The sequence below is a fragment of the Desulfovibrio subterraneus genome, assembly GCF_013340285.1.
In the GTDB taxonomy this organism is placed as follows: domain Bacteria; phylum Desulfobacterota; class Desulfovibrionia; order Desulfovibrionales; family Desulfovibrionaceae; genus Halodesulfovibrio; species Halodesulfovibrio subterraneus.
This window is the reverse complement of sequence record NZ_BLVO01000016.1, coordinates 870,849-888,681: the sequence shown is the minus strand read 5'-3', so window position 1 is coordinate 888,681 and position 17,833 is coordinate 870,849. Positions and strand designations below refer to the sequence as shown.

The 17,833-nt window shown below is 57.1% G+C and carries 15 protein-coding genes, 1 tRNA gene and 1 pseudogene; 5 read left to right on the top strand and 12 right to left on the bottom strand.

What is annotated here, in order from left to right:
- Positions 1 to 9 precede the first annotated feature (9 nt).
- The 4 genes from HUV30_RS18180 to HUV30_RS18165 are packed head-to-tail and all read right to left on the bottom strand — an operon-like array spanning position 10 to position 3,317.
- The gene (locus HUV30_RS18180; protein ID WP_174406909.1) at positions 10 to 1,608 is read right to left on the bottom strand and encodes a DEAD/DEAH box helicase; all 1,599 of its coding nucleotides are present in this window, start codon (positions 1,606 to 1,608) and stop codon (positions 10 to 12) included.
- A gap of 10 nt (positions 1,609 to 1,618) precedes the next feature.
- Entirely contained in the window at positions 1,619 to 1,924 is a 306-nt protein-coding gene (locus tag HUV30_RS18175; protein ID WP_174406908.1) for a GIY-YIG nuclease family protein, read from the bottom strand.
- 47 nt (positions 1,925 to 1,971) lie between these two features.
- Positions 1,972 to 2,694, bottom strand: coding sequence for a metal-dependent hydrolase (locus HUV30_RS18170; RefSeq protein WP_174406907.1), 723 nt, complete (start codon positions 2,692 to 2,694; stop codon positions 1,972 to 1,974).
- Between the two features lie 56 nt (positions 2,695 to 2,750).
- The gene (locus HUV30_RS18165; RefSeq protein WP_174406906.1) at positions 2,751 to 3,317 is read right to left on the bottom strand and encodes a UbiX family flavin prenyltransferase; all 567 of its coding nucleotides are present in this window, start codon (positions 3,315 to 3,317) and stop codon (positions 2,751 to 2,753) included.
- A gap of 490 nt (positions 3,318 to 3,807) precedes the next feature.
- On the opposite strand from HUV30_RS18165, the gene HUV30_RS18160 reads away from it, so the two are divergent.
- The 3 genes from HUV30_RS18160 to HUV30_RS18435 all read left to right on the top strand — a co-directional run bounded on the left by HUV30_RS18160 (position 3,808) and on the right by HUV30_RS18435 (position 6,624).
- A tRNA-Arg gene (locus HUV30_RS18160) sits at positions 3,808 to 3,884 on the top strand.
- A 329-nt stretch (positions 3,885 to 4,213) separates the two neighbouring features.
- Positions 4,214 to 4,831, top strand: coding sequence for a histidine phosphatase family protein (locus tag HUV30_RS18155; protein ID WP_174406905.1), 618 nt, complete (start codon positions 4,214 to 4,216; stop codon positions 4,829 to 4,831).
- A gap of 158 nt (positions 4,832 to 4,989) precedes the next feature.
- Positions 4,990 to 6,624 (top strand): D-alanyl-D-alanine carboxypeptidase family protein, encoded by a 1,635-nt coding sequence (locus HUV30_RS18435; protein ID WP_243452242.1) that lies wholly within the window; start codon positions 4,990 to 4,992, stop codon positions 6,622 to 6,624.
- A gap of 268 nt (positions 6,625 to 6,892) precedes the next feature.
- On the opposite strand, the gene HUV30_RS18145 is transcribed toward HUV30_RS18435, so the two are convergent.
- Positions 6,893 to 7,357: a C-GCAxxG-C-C family protein gene (locus tag HUV30_RS18145; protein ID WP_174406904.1), complete on the bottom strand. Its 465-nt coding sequence runs from the start codon at positions 7,355 to 7,357 to the stop codon at positions 6,893 to 6,895.
- 137 nt (positions 7,358 to 7,494) lie between these two features.
- On the opposite strand from HUV30_RS18145, the pseudogene HUV30_RS18140 reads away from it, so the two are divergent.
- A pseudogene (locus tag HUV30_RS18140) lies at positions 7,495 to 8,382 on the top strand (LysR family transcriptional regulator).
- Between the two features lie 84 nt (positions 8,383 to 8,466).
- Here the strand turns inward: HUV30_RS18140 and HUV30_RS18130 are convergent.
- Positions 8,467 to 8,946 carry a hypothetical protein gene (locus tag HUV30_RS18130; protein WP_174406902.1) on the bottom strand — a complete coding sequence of 160 codons (480 nt, stop codon included), beginning with the start codon at positions 8,944 to 8,946 and terminating at the stop codon, positions 8,467 to 8,469.
- 275 nt (positions 8,947 to 9,221) lie between these two features.
- On the opposite strand from HUV30_RS18130, the gene mutY reads away from it, so the two are divergent.
- Positions 9,222 to 10,328: an A/G-specific adenine glycosylase gene (gene mutY / locus HUV30_RS18125; RefSeq protein ID WP_174406901.1), complete on the top strand. Its 1,107-nt coding sequence runs from the start codon at positions 9,222 to 9,224 to the stop codon at positions 10,326 to 10,328.
- Positions 10,329 to 10,431: 103 nt separating this feature from the next.
- Here mutY and HUV30_RS18120 read toward each other — a convergent pair whose 3' ends face one another.
- From HUV30_RS18120 to HUV30_RS18095, 6 genes are all read right to left on the bottom strand, one after another.
- Complete coding sequence (locus HUV30_RS18120) at positions 10,432 to 11,859, bottom strand: transferase (protein ID WP_174406900.1); 1,428 nt, start codon at positions 11,857 to 11,859, stop codon at positions 10,432 to 10,434.
- Between the two features lie 209 nt (positions 11,860 to 12,068).
- On the bottom strand, positions 12,069 to 12,503 hold the full coding sequence (locus HUV30_RS18115) for a DUF1634 domain-containing protein (RefSeq protein ID WP_174406899.1): 435 nt from the start codon (positions 12,501 to 12,503) through the stop codon (positions 12,069 to 12,071).
- Positions 12,504 to 12,515: 12 nt separating this feature from the next.
- A complete protein-coding gene (locus tag HUV30_RS18110) occupies positions 12,516 to 13,505 on the bottom strand; it encodes a sulfite exporter TauE/SafE family protein (RefSeq protein ID WP_174406898.1) in 990 nt (329 codons plus the stop codon).
- A gap of 124 nt (positions 13,506 to 13,629) precedes the next feature.
- Positions 13,630 to 13,887: a hypothetical protein gene (locus tag HUV30_RS18105; RefSeq protein WP_174406897.1), complete on the bottom strand. Its 258-nt coding sequence runs from the start codon at positions 13,885 to 13,887 to the stop codon at positions 13,630 to 13,632.
- Between the two features lie 51 nt (positions 13,888 to 13,938).
- On the bottom strand, positions 13,939 to 16,590 hold the full coding sequence (locus tag HUV30_RS18100) for a multiheme c-type cytochrome (RefSeq protein WP_174406896.1): 2,652 nt from the start codon (positions 16,588 to 16,590) through the stop codon (positions 13,939 to 13,941).
- Positions 16,591 to 16,592: 2 nt separating this feature from the next.
- Complete coding sequence (locus tag HUV30_RS18095) at positions 16,593 to 17,681, bottom strand: hypothetical protein (RefSeq protein ID WP_174406895.1); 1,089 nt, start codon at positions 17,679 to 17,681, stop codon at positions 16,593 to 16,595.
- Positions 17,682 to 17,833 lie beyond the last annotated feature (152 nt).

Below are 17,833 nucleotides of genomic sequence, written 5' to 3'. Positions count from 1 at the left end.
AATCAGCCGTTACTTGCGGCTGGCGGGCTCCACAAAGAGGCGGTAGCCGCGAATCTGGTTGCCGTTCATGACACCGAGCACTTCCTGTGCGTAATCCTGCGGCACTTCCACAAAGGTGAAGCGGTCGTAGATGTCGATGTTGCCGATCATCTTGCCGGGCAGGCCGGTTTCACCGGCAATGGCACCAACGATGTCGCGCGCGCCAATGCGCATCTTGCGGCCCACGTTCACGAACAGGCGAACCATGCCCACCTGTGCGCCGGTGTCGCCGAATCCGCCGGTTTCGTCCGGCACGGCGTCGCCGAGGTCACGCTTCATCATGATACGCAGCAGGGCTGCGGCCATTTCCATGGTGGTGAGGTCGCCGTTAAATTCGCTCTCGATGAAGTTCTCCACGGTGGAGATGTAGCGCTCAAGGTTGCCGGTCTGAATCTGCGAGCGGATTTCTCCGAGCAGTTGGCCGGACTTGGCGGTTTCCACTTCCTCGATGGAGGGAATCTGATGCTGGACAATGCGCGCCTTGGTGTAGCGCTTGATGTCACGCAGCTTCCAGAATTCCTTGGGAGAAACGAAGGTGAAGGCGCGACCGGTGCGGCCTGCGCGGCCGGTACGGCCGATACGGTGCACGTAGTATTCCACGTCGTTGGGAATATCGAAGTTCACCACGGCTTCAACGTTTTCCACGTCGATACCGCGTGCCGCCACGTCCGTGGCAACAAGGATTTCAATACCGCCCTTACGGAACCGGTTCATCACGCGGTCACGCTGGGTCTGGTTCAGGTTGCCGTGCAGCCCGTCGGCCTGATAACCGCGCGCCTGCAGGTTGGCCGTCAGCTCGTCAACACCACGCTTGGTGGAACAGAACACCACGGTCAGCTTGGGGTTGTACACGTCCAGCACGCGACACAGGGCATCCATCTTCTGGAAGGGACGCACCTCATAGTAAATCTGCTCAATGCTGGGCACGGTGAGCACCTTCTGGGTCACCTTGAGGAATTCGGGCTCCTTGAGGAAGCGCTTTGCCAGCTGCAGAATTTCCGGCGGCATGGTGGCGGAGAAGAATACGGTCTGAACCGTCTCGGGCGCTTTTTCGAGGATGAACTCGATGTCGTCGCGGAAGCCCATGTCGAGCATTTCGTCCGCTTCGTCCAGCACGGCCATGACCACCTTATCCAAGGTGATGGTACCCCGCTCCAGGTGGTCCATAACACGGCCGGGCGTGCCTACCAGAACCTGTGCGCCGCGCTTGAGCGCCTTGAACTGGCGGTCGATGGGCTGGCCGCCGTAAACGGGCAGCACGCTCACGCTACGCATGCGCTTGGCGAGGTTTGAAATTTCTTCGGATACCTGAATGGCAAGCTCGCGGGTGGGACACAGCACAATGGCCTGCACGTCGCGATCACGCGGGTTGATGCGTTCGAGAATGGGAATGCCGAACGCAGCGGTTTTGCCGGTGCCGGTCTGAGCCTGCCCGATTATGTCCTTGCCCTGCAGAATGGGCGGGATAGCAAGAGCCTGGATGGGTGATGCTTCTTCAAAACCCATGTCCTCGATGGACTTGAGCACTTCCTGCGACAGTTCCACCCCTTCAAACGAAAAGCCTTCCATTATTTCTTCCTTATGCGTTCTCGGCAGTCATTGACAGCGCTGAAGACGAACCGGCTCCGGCTTGCCGCGCCAGAAAGTCGATTTTTCGCCCAGAGGGCTGCTGTTTTACACTATACTCCATCCGTGAGGCGCTGCTCCGGTCCGGAAACAAGGCGCTGGCAACCAGAGTCACCGGCGTTCGGGTGCGGGTATATTTCGCCCCCTTGCCGCTGTTATGCTCGCCAAGGCGTCGTTCCAGATCGGTGGTTATGCCACAATAGAGTGACATGTCGGCACAACGCACCAGATAGACAACCCAAGTCTTTCCATCCGCCATTTGTTTCGCTTCTTCCGACTGCACGTGATGCCAGACACGCACAGAGCCTATTCACACCCGCAGTCACCTTCGGGCAGTTTCGAAAACGACAGAGTTTCGCCGGGGGCCATATCAAACAGCCTGCAGTCCGGCGCAAAATTCTTCAGGGCATCACGGAAGGCCTGCGTGTTCTGCTCCAGTACGGGGAAAGTTCCCCAGTGCATGGGCACCACGCCGCGGCACTTGAGCAGCGAACAGGCTAGCGCTGCCTGACGTGCATCCATGGTGAACACGCCGCCTATGGGCAGCAGGGCGAGGTCGATGTCATAGAGCCTGCCCCACAGCTTCATGCCCGAGAAGATACCCGTATCTCCGGCATGGTAGATGGTGAAACCGTCGTCCAGCGTGAGGATGTATCCCACGGGCGCACCGGAATCGGAGGAATGGAATGCCTGGGTCATGGTCACGCCCACTTTGCCCACGGTCACTGTTCCGCCGATATTGTAGCCTATGCCGTTCAGTACCTGCGACTGGGGGAGTCCCGCTGCCACGAGCTTGCCCGTTGTCCCCACAATGGCGCCGAGCATGGCGCCTGTGGCGTTGCAGATATCAACCGCCTGCCCCACATGATCTCCGTGATCATGGGTAACGAACACGGCATCGGGTCTGGCAATACCGTCCCACGGGGTTGCCGCGGAAGGGTTGCCGGTGAAAAACGGGTCGATGACAATATTCGCGCTGGGGGTGGCGATCTGAAAATTCGAGTGGCCGTGCCATGTGAGCGTATGCATGCGTCCTCCTGATCCAATTACGTCCCTGATCTCACTACGTCCCTGATCTCGTGCGTCTATGAGAGCCCTTCCCATCGTTTGACGAGGGAATGGGCAATGCCAAGATGGTCGAGAATGCGTCCGGCAAGATGGTCGAGCAGATCCTGAATGGTGGCCGGATTGGAATAGAAACCGGGCATGGGCGGCATGATGACGGCTCCGGCCTCGTCCGCGGCAAGCATGTTGCGCAGGTGCACGCGGCTGAGCGGAGTTTCGCGGGGAACAAGAATAAGGGGGCGGCGCTCCTTGAGCGTTACATCCGCAGCGCGATGAAGCAGGTTCGAGCCAAGCCCGTTTGCAACGGCGGCAAGAGTGGCCATGGAACATGGGCATATGACCATGCCGCTGTGCTGCCACGATCCGCTCGCAGGTGCCGCGCCAAAATCGGCCGGCGCGTAAGAACGGTCTGCCAGCGCGATGAGTTCGTCGGCATCCATGCCGGATTCAAGCCGCAGCACTTCGCGTGCCGCATCGGAAACAATAAGATGCGTTTCCACGTCCTGCGCCCATGCGAGCGCCTTGAGAAGCGTTACCGCCAGCGGCATACCACTGGCACCCGTTACACCCACGACAATGCGTTTCATACGTCCCCGTTACCCGCGCGGACTATCCGCAGCTCATTGAGCCACAAATGTCGCCGCTTCCGGAAAAGAAAAAGATGGCACACGATGAGCAAGGGACCCTATTCCGAACAACTGCGTTCCCCCTTGCCTTCACAACCGTGCGATGCGGCGCTTTTAACAGAATTGTTTACAAAGCGCCAGACCTGTCATTCAGAAGGAAAAAATTTTCTCTCGTTTTTACAATTTCGCAAACACCTCACTCAATCACACAGGCATTCCTTTCTGCATATACTGACAAACCAATGCGTAACATGATAGGTTCGCATACTGTGCTGCGGAATGGCGTTTTACCGCGCAATTGACCGCTACAAGCTTTCAGCCCCTGCCCTTGATTCAGCCAGGGCTGGCTCTGAAACACCGAGTTGCCATTGTGGTACAGGCGGGACATGACGGATGCCAATGCTTTTGCCTTGACAACGCATGACGTGCCGCTTACTACAACTTTCCTCATGGGCTATTAGCTCAGTTGGATAGAGCGTCAGCCTCCGGAGCTGAAGGCCGCAGGTTCGATTCCTGCATAGCCCGCCATGATGAGATCAGGGACATGTGTCGAAAGACATGTGTCCTTTTTTCATTCCCCCCTTCACTCAATTCCTCAGGATCTGAACACTTTCTTTTTTCCGGCCTCATGCACTGCATGGCAGATCGCGGCGCTAAACGAGAAAAACAATCATTTTCATCAAAAACCGCCCCCTGTCGTGATGGACAGACCACCCGCCACAGGCATATATTGGTAGGACAAGTTCCGGCATTCCACCCCGTGAGCTCTCTTCCCGCGAATACGTGATGAGAAACAATAGGGCGGATACCGGACAAGCCAACACACATATACTATCAGTTTTCAGGATATTACGGGAATGACACACACGGAATTCGGCCTCATACGCCACGGCCTGACCCCATGGAATATTGAAAAACGCATTCAGGGACAGACAAACATATCTCTTTCCGACACCGGCATCGCCCAGGCAACCGACTGGGGTAGCGCGCTGGCTGCGCAGGACTGGAGCCGTATACTGTGCAGCGACCTGAACCGCGCCATGCAGACTGCCACAATCATCAACGAGCGGCTCGGTTCCCTGCCCATGAGCACAGACAACCGCCTGCGTGAACAGCACTGGGGCAAGTGGGAAGGATACAAGCTGGTCCAGCTCGGCGAAACCGAACAGGAAGAGATGGAACGACAGAAGGCTGCCGGATGGGGCTTCACTCCCGCCGGAGGCGAAAGCCGCCTGAATGTATTGCACAGAACACTGAATGCCCTGCGCGACTGTGCCGAACGCCACCCGGGTGAACGTATTCTCGTGGTGACGCACCTCGGCTGCATGAAGGCTGTTGCAGACCACCTTACGGAATTGCGAACCGGCCAGCCCGCGCAGGTGAAAGATCCGGAACTCACAGGCTCGTACCACATTCATCATATACGATGCGTTCAGGGCGATCTTTCAGATATCGTACTCAACGTCCCGCTGTGATCTTCTTCGCCTTGCAGGATTGAGCAATCCATAGGATCGGGTGCTGAAGGTGCTCCCGCAAAAATCGTGGAAGACTTCGCTCCCGCCCGTTGACAGAAAACCTTTTTTCTGCATCGAAAGACAGCCTCTAAGTTACTGCTTTTTTGGAGAAGATTCTCTTGACGCGCGCAAGTTTGCTCCGTAAGGCATCGCCCATGGCGAATCCGTCACATCATGCTGTCGCAGGCAAAGTCCTCGCGATTGTCCTTGCCCTGGCTTTTTTGCTGGGGGGCTTTGCCACACCTCTGCTGCCGACAGATCATGCCGAAGCAGCCAGCACGGCAAGCGCCCGCAAAACCGCCGATTCCGGCACGGCTTCTTCCAAGCTGACAGAAAAGAAAGCGGCCAAAAAGAAAACCACCAAGAAATCTGCGAAAAAGAAAAAGCGGAGCAAGAAGACTGATACAGCGGTCCGCAAAACCTCCAAGACGCAGAAATCCGCCAAGAAATCCGGCACAGCCAAACGCACGGCCAAGGCTGCCGCAGTTGCAACCGGCACGGCTGTTACAGCCGGTGCAATGGGAGCTGCGCTGCCTATAGCTGCAGAGGACGATGCACGGTTCTGCATCATCAACAGCGCCGCTGCCCCCCGCAACCCTGCAACGCTGGAAAGCCTGCATTCGGCTGAAGAGGGTCCTACCGGCTCGCCAGATTCACCAGATTCACCAGATACGCCATTAACGACAGATGAATCCGATGCCCATGCGGCCGTGGATGCTCTTGCGGCTCTTGTGACCGGCCAAATGCCGGATCTGGGGACAGATCAGGGAACCGACCAGGAATCCGATCAGGAATCTGTTCAGCCATCAGTTCAGGCACCCGACCGAAGAAACAGCAAGTCCGGCAGCTCGTCCGGCAAACACGCCGACACACAAACAGCAGCCTACACCCCGCGCCCCGCCCTGCAGGAGCGCATGGATAAGGACCTTGCTCCGCCCAAGCTGCCCCGTGACATAAAGCCTCCCAAGCGCCCGCACCTGAACGTGAAGGCCGCCTACCTCATCAACATGAGCACTGGGCAGGTCTATTACGAACAGAATGCGGACAAGCAGATTCCGCCCGCATCCATCACCAAACTGCTGACGCTCTACATCGTCCGCGAAGCTCTGGAAAAGGGCAAACTCTCTCCCCGCAAGACCATTCCCGTCAGCCCCCGCGCTGCGCGCACTTCCGGCTCAAGAATGCGCCTGCGCAAGGGTGAGGAAGTGACCATAGACGAGCTCATCAAGGGTATAAGCGTGGTGTCGGCCAACGATGCCTGCGTTGCCGTGGCCGAATACATGGGCAAAGGCGATGCCTCGCGCTTTGTGCGGGAAATGAATGCCCGCGCCAAGAAAATGGGCATGACCAAAACCGTGTTCAAAAACCCCAACGGCCTGCCCGCCAAGGGGCAGTACTCCACCGCCCGCGACATCGCCAAACTTTCGATACATTACCTCAAGGCCTTCCCCGAATCCCTGTCCATTCACTCCATGACCTCGTACACCTACAACGGTTCCACCCACCGCAACGCCAACTCGCTGCTGGGCAGATACGAAGGTGCGGACGGCCTGAAAACAGGCTTCGTATGCGCTTCCGGTTTCAACATTTCCGCCACGGCCAAGCGCGACGGCACCCGCCTGCTGGCGGTTGTTCTGGGCGCGCAGACCCCCATCATACGGCAGGTGGAGACCACCAAACTGCTGGATTACGGATTCAAGCTTGTGGAGATTCAGAAAAAGACCGGCAAACGACTGGCATCAATCCAGCCCTGATTGCAGTGATGACGTCACACGGCATCCCGAAGGCCGTGGCTGACAACACCGAGAACAGTGCTGCCCCCCCGAGCGCCTTTCTGCCCCCGAAATCACACGGGCAGGACTTGCCACCTGCTGAGAGCATGCCCGCAAACATGCCTATAGCATGCCTGACATAATGAAGGAGAGGGACAACAGGTAACGGGACCAACCCGCACGCCTCCCCGCCCCTCTCCACTCACTGCCATGCCTCGTGCCGACATCCGGACATCCGGACATCCGGAAACTACCGGCAACCGCAGGCCACCTTTGCAGAACTCTGCACAGGCGTTTCCAGCATCTCCTCAAGGGTATCCGCCGTGAAGCGCACCAGATTGCGGCACTCCGCCTCCTGCGCATCACCAAAGCGCTCGCGCAATGCCCTGCAGTGGGTCGTGCCGAACTCTTCCACAAAGGCCTCACGCAACATGGCTCCGAGCGATGCAGGATAATCCCAGCTTTCGCCGGGAGCGCGTCTGCCATGCAGCTGCCCTATGGCTATAAGCCCTCCGCTCAAGGCACCGCAGGCCTCATCAAAACTTCTGCCGTATCCGCCGCCAAAGGCCGTTGCACAGGCAACAGCACTCTTTGCACATTCCCCTTTCGCATTCAGAACCGACTTGGCCACGGCTTCAGCGCAATGGAACTGTTCCGAAAAATATCCTGCCGCCACTTCGCCTGCCGACGGCCTGTCCGAACTGCTGTTTTCCATGACAACCTCCTTGTTTTTACGATCTGTCCCACCTATTATCCATTGCAACCAATCGCATCCAACGATTTTATCCGATGGGAGCAATCGTCATTTGCGATCAGTGCCGGAGTCTGTAGAAGAGAAAAGAAGGAGAAATCATGGAACTGCGCCTGCTCAGAACCTTCAGAGCCGTAGCCGAGCGGCTCAATTTCACCCGTGCGGCAGAAGACCTGCATCTGGCGCAATCTTCCGTATCCGCACAGATACGGCTGCTTGAAGAGGATCTGGGAGTATCCCTCTTTGACCGCATCGGCCGCCGCATTCTGCTGACCGAAGCCGGAGAGACGCTTCTGCACTATGCCCGCAGAATGGAAGCCATGTCAGATGAAATCAGGAACGAAATAGCCGCGGGCACGGAAAAGGCAGGCAGCCTGACCATACGCATTCCGGAAACCGTTGCTGCCGAATACATGCCCGCCATAGTCGAGGACTTTCACGACCGGCACCCCAAAGCCGTGCTCAACTTCATCAACTGCGACGATGCCCGCCTGAGGGAAGAGCTGAATTCCGGCCGCATTGATCTGGCCTTTCTGCTGACGGATGAAGTCACCATGCCCAACGTGACTGTGGAAGCCCTGAGAACGGAATCGCTTATGCTGGTTGCGGCACCGCAGCACCCGCTATCACAGGTGCCTCACGTTACCACGGCCTCCATGCATGGCAGTACCATTCTGCATCTGCGGGTGGACTGAAGCTACAGAAAGGCGTTCGAGCGGTCGCTCGACAGTGAAAACATCCAACGCACTGCATTAGTATTCGCCAGCGGTCGCGGACACCGGAACTGCCTGCTCAAAGGCATGGGCATAGCCCTGTGCCCCCGCACAAGCATTGCAGAGGACCTGCAGCAGGGAAGACTGATTCCGCTGGACTGGCCTGCCGCGCCACGGGAAACCGCGCTGCTCATGATACGCCATGTGGATAAATGGTGCTCGCCCCTGCTGACCGATTTTCTTGCATTGGCGCGCAAGCACATGCAGACCGAGTGAACCTGCGGGGCTGAGCACCCTTTCCCCATAAGAAAAGCCCCCTCAAACCGAAGGGGCCTTGTCATGACTGCATCCTAAAAAACCTTACGCGTGCGCTGCCAGTATCTCCGAAGAGTAGTTGACCAGTGCCGTCAGCGTTTCTGTCTGATCAGTCTTCAGCTGGACAAAACAGCCGCCCACGGCAACCACTTCACGTTTCTGATGCAGGTGGCGCGGGCTGAACCGGAAGGTCTGCACGCTGGTGTCTGCACCATCTTCCGGTTTCGGCATTTCCTTGGGCAGCTTGAAGAAAAGATAGGTCTCCATGTCTCGAAAATCTTCTATGCCCACAGGCACGGCGCTCACATCGCCCCCGGTGAGTTCGAGAAAGGCCCCGAAGTGTGACACATTGCGCATCACCCCTGTCACACGCCTGCCCCGTATGCCGCCCACCGCCAGCACTATGGGAATTTGCACCACAAAGCGGTCGTCCCGCCTGTCCTGACATTCCATTTTCTTCAGAATGCGGCTTTTGCGAAGGTCCTCGCCGTAGACAAACATGGTGCTGCTGTTGCTGTTCCACATGACAAGAGCGTCCTCGGGCGAATCGGTGCGCGGCCCGGCCTTCTCGCACTGCTCGCACGAAACAAAATAATACACTCCATCATATTGCAAGTGCACCACCCTGCCCCCACAGCCGGTACACGGTTTCGGCAATTCCATAATCCCCATCCCTCCGAATGGCAAAACGTAGAACCATAATAACGCATCTGATATTTACTTTAAGCATATGTCCGTGTGCTTTCCACTATTATCATGCATAGGTTGTACTTTGCCGTGCGAATGGCTACAACCCGCACATGCTGCACACACATGACCATTCCGTCTTCTCGGCAACGCTTCTCGACTGGTTCGATGCTCACAAACGTCCGCTTCCGTGGCGCACGGATTACCAGCCCTATCACGTCTGGATATCGGAAATAATGCTCCAGCAAACTCAGATGGAACGCGGCGTGGACTACTTTCTGCGCTGGACAGACCGCCTGCCGGACATTGCCGCCGTCGCCGCAGCAAGCGAAGACGAAGTGCTCAAACTGTGGGAAGGGCTCGGCTACTACTCCCGCGTGCGCAATCTGCACAAGGCGGCGCGCATCATCATGGAACGGCACGGGGGTGTTTTTCCCGACGATATTGCCAGCATACGCGCACTGCCCGGCATAGGGGACTACACGGCAGGAGCCATTGCCTCCATAGCTTTCGGACAGGATGTGGTGTGTGTTGACGCCAATGTGGAACGCGTTATTGCGCGGGTCTGCGACATGGATTCTCCGGTGAAGCAGAAGGAGAACATGGCCTTCATCCGCGCAACAGCGGAATCACTGCTGCCCTCGGGCAAGGCGCGGGAATTCAATCAGGCCATGATGGAGTTGGGTGCGCTTGTCTGTTCCAAGAAAGCGCGGTGCGAATCATGCCCCGTCAGCCGCTGGTGCGAGGCACTGCATCTGGGCATTGTGCAGGAGCGCCCTGTCCCTGCGCCGCGCAAGCCCATAACCCATCTGGATGTAGCCACGGGCCTGCTCATACGCGATGGGCGCATCTTCATCCAGAAGCGTCCGGAACACGGCGTATGGGCCGGATTCTGGGAATTTCCCGGCGGGTGCGTGGAAGAGGGGGAACACCCCAGCGAAACGGTGGTGCGAGAATTCATGGAAGAAATGGAATTCGCCGTCACCCCCATAGACAAGATCACCGTCATCAACCACGGCTACACCACCTACCGTGTCTCGCTGCACTGCTATTTTCTCAAGCTCGACAAGGGCGACGGCACGCCGGTGCTGCACGCCGCAACAGAGTATCGCTGGGTGCGCTTTGACGAACTGGACAACTACACCCTGCCTGCCGGACACCGCAAACTGGCGGATGCGCTCGCAACGGACCTGCGGATGGCTGCCCTGCTCAAGGCCTGATTTCCCTATTTCACCTGATATCCTCTGAATCGCAGGCCAGCATACCCCATGCTTATTCACTCTTCACTGAGACGACAGATGATTCTTTAGCCCGATACCGCCGCTAGCTAATGGGCCGGATATCGATGGTCGGGTACAACCCTTCGGCTTCACCATCCGCATAGGGCTGGATGATGTTGAAGGTCAGGTACTTCATGTTCTGGGCATGGCCCTTATCCTTGTCATGCCCGTCCCAGTAAGCGCCGTTTTCCTGCAGAATATGCTCTATACGCTCACGGAATCCGCGTACGAAATCGCCCGTATCTCCGCGGAAGCACATATGGCCTATCTGCACGTCGCCGCTGCCGGAAGCAAACTCGTCAAGGTCCACGGTCTGCGTGGCAAGGTCCGCTTCGTTTCGGATATGCCCCCACACTAGCCGGTTTGCGGGAATATGCAGCGGCTCCTCAAGATCGATGATGGTATGCGGCATGATAATGCAGTCTTTGCCCACCGTCAGCGGTGCCTCTTCGGTTCCACGCAGGAAGCTGTTGAAGCCGACAAAGACCTTTTCTTCAAGCCGTGCACCCACAATCTTTGCACCATGCGCCGCAACGCAGCAGGGACCGAGCACGGAATTGATGACATAGCACTTTTCCTGCGCATTGGAGCCTTTGCTGATGACGGCGTTTTCCAGATAGGAACGCTGGGCCACAAGCACGTTCGCGCCAATGGTCGTGTCGCCGCGCTTCACGGCATAGCGGGAAACGAATGAACCGGCTCCGGCGGGATAATGCCCCTGACGGGCAGAGGCGAACAACCCCGCAAAGGCGTCTTCGTACGGTTCGGCAAAATCTATGAACACCCCTTCAGGTGCCTCGCCTTCCTCATGCCGGATGTATTTGTCCAGCACGGCAAGGTCGTATTGGTAGTGGAACTCCCAGCTGCCCGGAGAACGCAGAAAGATGGTTCCGGGCTCAAACTTTTCATGCCGCACCTCGCCAGCCTGAATGTAGGCAAAATGGCCGATCACACAGTTGTGTACGGTGGTCAGGTCAATGGTGCCGAAGGTGCCGATAAAACTCCCCTCGGAAGGAGCACCGTGGATGTTCGCATAGGGCATGGCCACGGTGTTGCGGATATGGAACTCTTCGGGCGATTCCGGCGAATGCGAGTTGCTGTGCACAAGCGTGGTGTCCAGAAAGCTGTTCCGGATGGTGATAATCTCATCGTGATACAGCGGAATGCTCACATCGCCTATCTGCCAGAGCTGGCCTTTCTTTTTCAGCTCGTCACCCCGGATATCGCTTCGCATAAGCACGGAATGCCGCACCTTGCAGCGCCCGAGAAAATAGCTGCCCGAAAGGCTGGAGTTATTGAACTGCAGATGGATGGGGTGGTATGTGCTCAGGCCGTAGCAGGCAAAGGAACACCCGCCATAGCGGTATTCCGCCATCACGCGCACGTAGAGGCGCACGTCAAAACCAAGGCCGCGCAAGTTCACGTTAACGCGGTCAATTATACGGTCAAGCAACAGAGCAAAAAGTTTCATTGGTTGCTTACTACTCCTTTCGGCATTGCGTCGTTCAGAGGAAGCCACACGCTGGGTGGTCGGTCAATTGTGTAGTATATCCGGTTTCCGACTCCCGTCAACAAAACCCGTGCCGTGCTCTCGCATACACAGGTGTTCACTATCATTCCATCAAAAAAGCCCCCGGAACGTGCGTTCCGGGGGCCCATGGTACGGTAGTAGAAATTGACCTAGTGACCGCCGCCGCCAACCAGACCGGAGGCAGCGAGGGAGAGAACGAGAATTTCCGCAACTACAAAGAAGGTGTAAGCCTTATCCTTGCAGCGCAGGTAGCCGGGAATAAGCACTGCGTAACAAACGATGGTAAGCAGTGCCAGCAGAGCGAGACCGAAGAAGTTCATGAAATCGCCCTTGCCCAGCAGTGCCACCCAGCTCCAGCCTTGAGGCGAATTGGTGGCAGCAAGGTAATCCTGAATACCGAGATGCCAGTTGGCAACTACGGTTTCAATCGGTACGTGGGGCTCGAACACGCCAAACACGTACAGCAGATAGGAAACGATCATCAGCAACAGGCCTGTGGTCGCACCCATTTCCAGAATCTTCGCATAAAGCATCTGTTCCGGAGTGGCCTCGGTGGAAACGTTGCAAGCTTTTTCTTTGCTCATATCATCCTCCCGTTAGCCCAGAATTCCGAGGCCAAGACCCTTGTCCAGAGCCTTGAAACCCGCAAAGAAGAGAACGCCGATAACCATGTAGCGGATAAAGGTCGGCTTTGCGATGGCAAGCAGACGCACACCCACGAAGGAACCGGCCATCAGACCGATGATGGAAGGAATAGCCATCAGCGGAATAACGCAACCCTGGTTCAGATAAATCCATGCAGCGGAGGTATCCGTGATGGACAGAAGGAACTTGGAGGTTGCCACGGACACTTTCAGCGGAGCGCCCATGAGAAGGTTCAGAACGGGGATGTTTGCCCAACCTGCGCCCAGACCGAACATACCGGCCATAAGACCGATGACGATGAAGAGCAGAAGGCCGGGAAGGGTGCGGTGCGTCTTCCAGTGGAATTCCTTGCCCGTGCCCTGATCCTTGTAGATGCCTTCGATACCGAGTGCGAGGCCGATAGCATCCTGCTTGGTCACGACGGGGTATTCGGAGTTCTTGGAACAGAGCAGCAGCACGGCAATACCCATGATGGTAGCGCCCAGGGCGGTCTGAATGTAGCGCGGATCAAGCGAAGACAGATACAGACCGAGCATGGCACCTGCAATGGCGCAGGCAGACGCGATAAGCGCCACCGGCAAGGCTAGCCGCAGACTGGCGAGGTTACGCTTGAGCAGGCCGGGACCGGCTGCCAGAGCGCCCGCCAGTGCGACCATAAGGCCGGCACCACGAACAAAGTCAATATGGAACGGGAAGAAGCCCGAAACCAGCGGCACGAACAGAACGCCGCCCCCAACGCCCGCGAGCACCGCAATGATGCCGAGGACAAAACAGAAGAACAGCAGCACAACAGGCCAGAACCACCACGGCTTGCCGTCTGCACCAGGCACGACGCCCGCATCAGCGGCAGCGGACGCCATGGCTGCCACAGGAGATGCGAAGACAATCGCGCTCACCCAGAGGCAGAGATTGGTAAAGAGATTCAGAACAGTTTTCAGCATGATTTCCTCACATGACTAAGTTGACCTCTAACCCAAGTCACTTACTACGTTTGTCCGGCCTAGATGAATGTGAAAAATATGTCAATATGAAACAGATACAACAAATAGAAACTATAGATATAATCTATATATCCGTTTCACATTGTTGCCACAAAATGAACAGTAGCATAAATTCATATAGTTGCGGACAAAAATCAGGCCCGCAATTTTTCCATTTCCACAGTGAGGACACACTTACCATTTTTCTCTCTTTGGAAGCCTGAAAAATTTTTTCTTTGCTCTCAACCTGTTGCCGGACAATAGCTTCCGAAGATAATTTACGACAGTATAAAGAAAAAAAGAGATTGTTCCATTTTGGAACAATCTCTTTTCTTCTTGCCATTGTCTGACCCTATGGAGCGGTTGCGCGCCAAAAGTTCAGAATTACAGCAGGTTATTTGGGAACGATGGGATGGTGCGCCGATTCATACACCGTCAGCTCGCGGGTATGGCAGATGCAGTTATTGCCCCTGCCAAGAGGACCGGCAAGTTGCTGGTACTGCAGGGGAATGATGTTGCTGCGCAGCTTCCCGAAGGCGTTTTCCGCCGGATACAGGGCATGGGTGGAACCGTGGCAGGCCTGACACATGATGGCGCCCATGTCGTCCTGCCGTTCGCTGTAGAGCTCGGCAGGATCACCCGATGTCCACTTATGCGCCGCAGAGGCATCCGCCGCAGGGGTGGTGAAGAAGTCATGGCACACGGTGCAGTCAGGCTCGCTGACCCAGGGTGAACGCGCCTGCACTTCCTCATAGGAATCCACAACGCGCGGTACGAGGTGTGTCATGAGCTTATCCACACCGCGCTTGCCCAGCTCTTTCTCTTTCTTCAACAGGCCGAGGGCGTGGTCTTCCAGCGTGCCATGGCAGTTCACGCAGGTGAGTCCCTTGGAACCATGGACGCCGCGCATCCCCTGCGTGAAACTGGAACGGGCCGCAGGATGGCAGCTCTTGCAACTGCGGTCATCTTCCTCACCCAGATAGTTCGCATGCCAGCCGTGCACGGCGGCAGAGAAGCCGATAAGCCCTTCCTGCCCCTCGGTACCCAGCTTGGCAGAACCGTGGCAGCTCTGGCAGAGCACGGGGTTGCCGCGGGCGGCGCGCGCCACAAGGTCGGTTCTGTTGATCTTGTCGTGCGCGGCGAGAATGTTGTCTGCCGTCACATCGGACATGCCGGTGCGGTTGGCCACACGCCAGCCGCCATCGTGGCAGTTGCGGCAGCCCCACTCCGTGGAAACGGGAACAGCCACCTGCGTTTCGGCAAGCAGTTCACCGGAGGTGTCACGCGCTTCCACGATAAGCAGCGGATACGGATTGACGGAACCGTCGTTGCCATAGGGCAATGCGGGCAGCCCATGCACCACAAACGCCCTGTGCGCCTCATCGGGTACAAACGTTCCTTCTGGGCCGGAACCCGGTTCACCGCCGGGAGCCATGCCCACGTTCGGAGGCACGTCCTTGCCGAACAGGGCTGCGGCATGATCCCAGAAGGTCACGTGCCTGGCAGGCGTTTCAAAGCCCTTTTCCATACGGTAGGAAAGCACAACGCCGTCGGTCAGAATCTCCGGCGTATCATCACGCCGCAGCAGCTGCGCCCGCACGGTCACCCCGGGCGGTTGCATGGTGAAACGGTCGTTATTATCCGAAATGGTTGTCATGCCCATGGTTGCCCACGCCACCAGCACATATTCCGCTTCATGCCTGTTGAATGCAGGGATGATGGTTGCCAGTGCCTGCGGCGAAACAGAGGCCCCTGCAGGTTCACGCTTCTGAATGATGTCGGCAATGAAGGTGGCAAGCGCCACGCGCTCCACTTCTGTACCAAGGAAAGGCGGCATGAAATTGCGCAGGCGTCCCTGACCGGAAAGCTGGGCCTCAAGGCCCGTACGGGTCAGCGCGGCCGTCCGCGTCTCGGCAGAGAGCATGGGGCCGCCAATACTATGGCAGGCCAGACACTGCAGGCGATAGAGTTCCTCACCGGCCTCAACCAGATTCTGCGGGGTCACCTCGCGCACCTTTACCCACTTGGCGTGCTGCAGCGCGCCTTCCTTGCGGATGAGCTCAGTCTCGGTAACCTTGACGGAGTTGGACCACGTATGCCCGTGGATCAGGTAGGGACGTCGTCCGGCCTCGCGTATCCATTCAAAGGTGCCTATATGAGCCAGCCCTGCAAGCACGAGCACCCCGACAAGGACAGTCCGGCATGCTTTGGTGTGTATATAGGCAACAGTCAGACCGCCGAGGATGATGGCAGCGGTGAGAGGATAGAACACCCGCACCAGTTGCGGGGTCTGCGCCGATTTCTGCAGCACCATGGTGAACTGCGGCTCGGGCAGGGCCATCAGGTACCACACACCTGCAGGCAGCATGAGCAGGAACGGATAGCCGACCCAGCGCACGGCATAGCGGACCATGCGTTCTCGGGTATGCTCTTCCTTGATGCGTATGGCCGTTACCAGTGCAAACAGTCCGGCACCCATGAGGCAAATGGAAGTGCGCAGCGCAAGCGAAGGCCAGAATGTGGGATTGTAGAATCCGTCCCAGAACCGCTGCGTCTGCAGCCATTCGCCCGGAGTGAGCATGGTGGTTATGATGCCGTTGATGACATACAGCGACATGAAGGCAAAACCGAAATAGAACCAGCCGATGACCATATGGTCACGACGGGACATGTGGTTGAACCGGTAGTGGTACAGCAGCAGGGCCACTATCTCGCACAGAAAGAACACCCACTCGATTGCCCAGCCGAAGCCGAAGGCATGCACCAGTGTGGATGTTGCCGCAGGCGAAAGCAGGCCGATGGTGAACCATATGCCCACCCCTGTCATGCCGCCCGCCACCATGGTCAGCAGCAGAAAGAACTTGGTATGCGCCTTGACGTATTCAAGGATGCGGGAATCGTTTTCTTTTACGGCCTTGCGCTCTGTCAGCACAAGAAAGAGGCCGCCACCCACCGCAAAATGCGCGATGAAAACGTGAAATACCGCTACACAGGCGATGATGAAGCCGCCGGAAAACTCAGGAATCCACCATACGGGATATTCCATGACTAGCCCTCCCTGCCGGGGCGGAACGCCAGCCGGATCATGTAATAGATGCACCAGAGGCCGCCGAGAAGCGTCGCAAAAAAGAGAATCATCGGTGAGTAATCTGCCATGACCGGCAGGTCCTGTACCTTGAAATAGGGCTCAAGATACGCCGCGCGGACAAGCGCACGAACAAGCGACATGGCCAGCACCGTGGCCACAAGGGCAACTGCCGTCGCCTTGACCCGTTGTCTCACTGCGTAGTGCAGCACAATGGCAACGCACACCAGCGCCACAGCCAGCGCGCCGGTATGAAAATCGGAAGAACCGAGGAAGAGGGAACGGATGCGCACCGGCATGGAACCGAGGAACGCCCCGCCCACCAGCAGCTGCATGGCAGTGCAGATGGTAAACCACATCATGCCGAAACGGATGTGCGGCATGGCCTCCTTCTTATCCATGGTTCCCTTGGCAAGGCGATGCTCGAACAGCAGGGCAAGCGTGAGCCCGCCCACTGCCACGGCCGCCAGCATGAAATGCAGATAGCGCGGCACAAGCGCGGGGTCTGCCGTATTGAGCAACAGCCCGCCCATGCCGTTATCTGCGGCACCGCCATCCCCGAAGTAGGCGAGCCATGCTTCAGGCTGCAGCATCATGGTCATGTTGTTGGTAAAGATGAAGCCCACGAACAGCAGAACGGCACAGACCATTGCCAGAATCATCCGGCTGCTTTTCCAGGTCTCGTATTTATATCGGAAGGTATAGAGCCCCGAATAGGCTATGATGACGAGCAGCACCACGGAAAGCCAGTAGGCTCCCATGAGCACCGAGCTGGTATAAAAAAACTGTCCGTACAGCATCTGGGCGAACAGCAACGGGGCAACGCCAAAGTTCACGGTAAGTGCGAAAAGGGTGGGCAGCGAGTGGGACACCACCCGCACGGCCGTATCGCGGGGAAAGGATACGGAACGGACAAGGCAGAGAACACCCCCGCCGACCACGGCATTCATCATCAGAATATGTGCGGCAAAGGTGACAATCAGCAGCACCTCCAGCCAGCCCCAGGCCACAGGTATCGCATCCGGCGCAGGTATCAGATTTGCGGCAACCATCAAAATCTCCTTTCTAAAAATCCGTCATGAAGCGCCCGCACCGGCGCACCATCAATACGAAGGGTATCATTTCCTCTGCATCTGTCTATAAACTGAATTTGCCTGCGGAGTATACCTTTTAACGCATAGCATGTTATGATATTTCGATAATG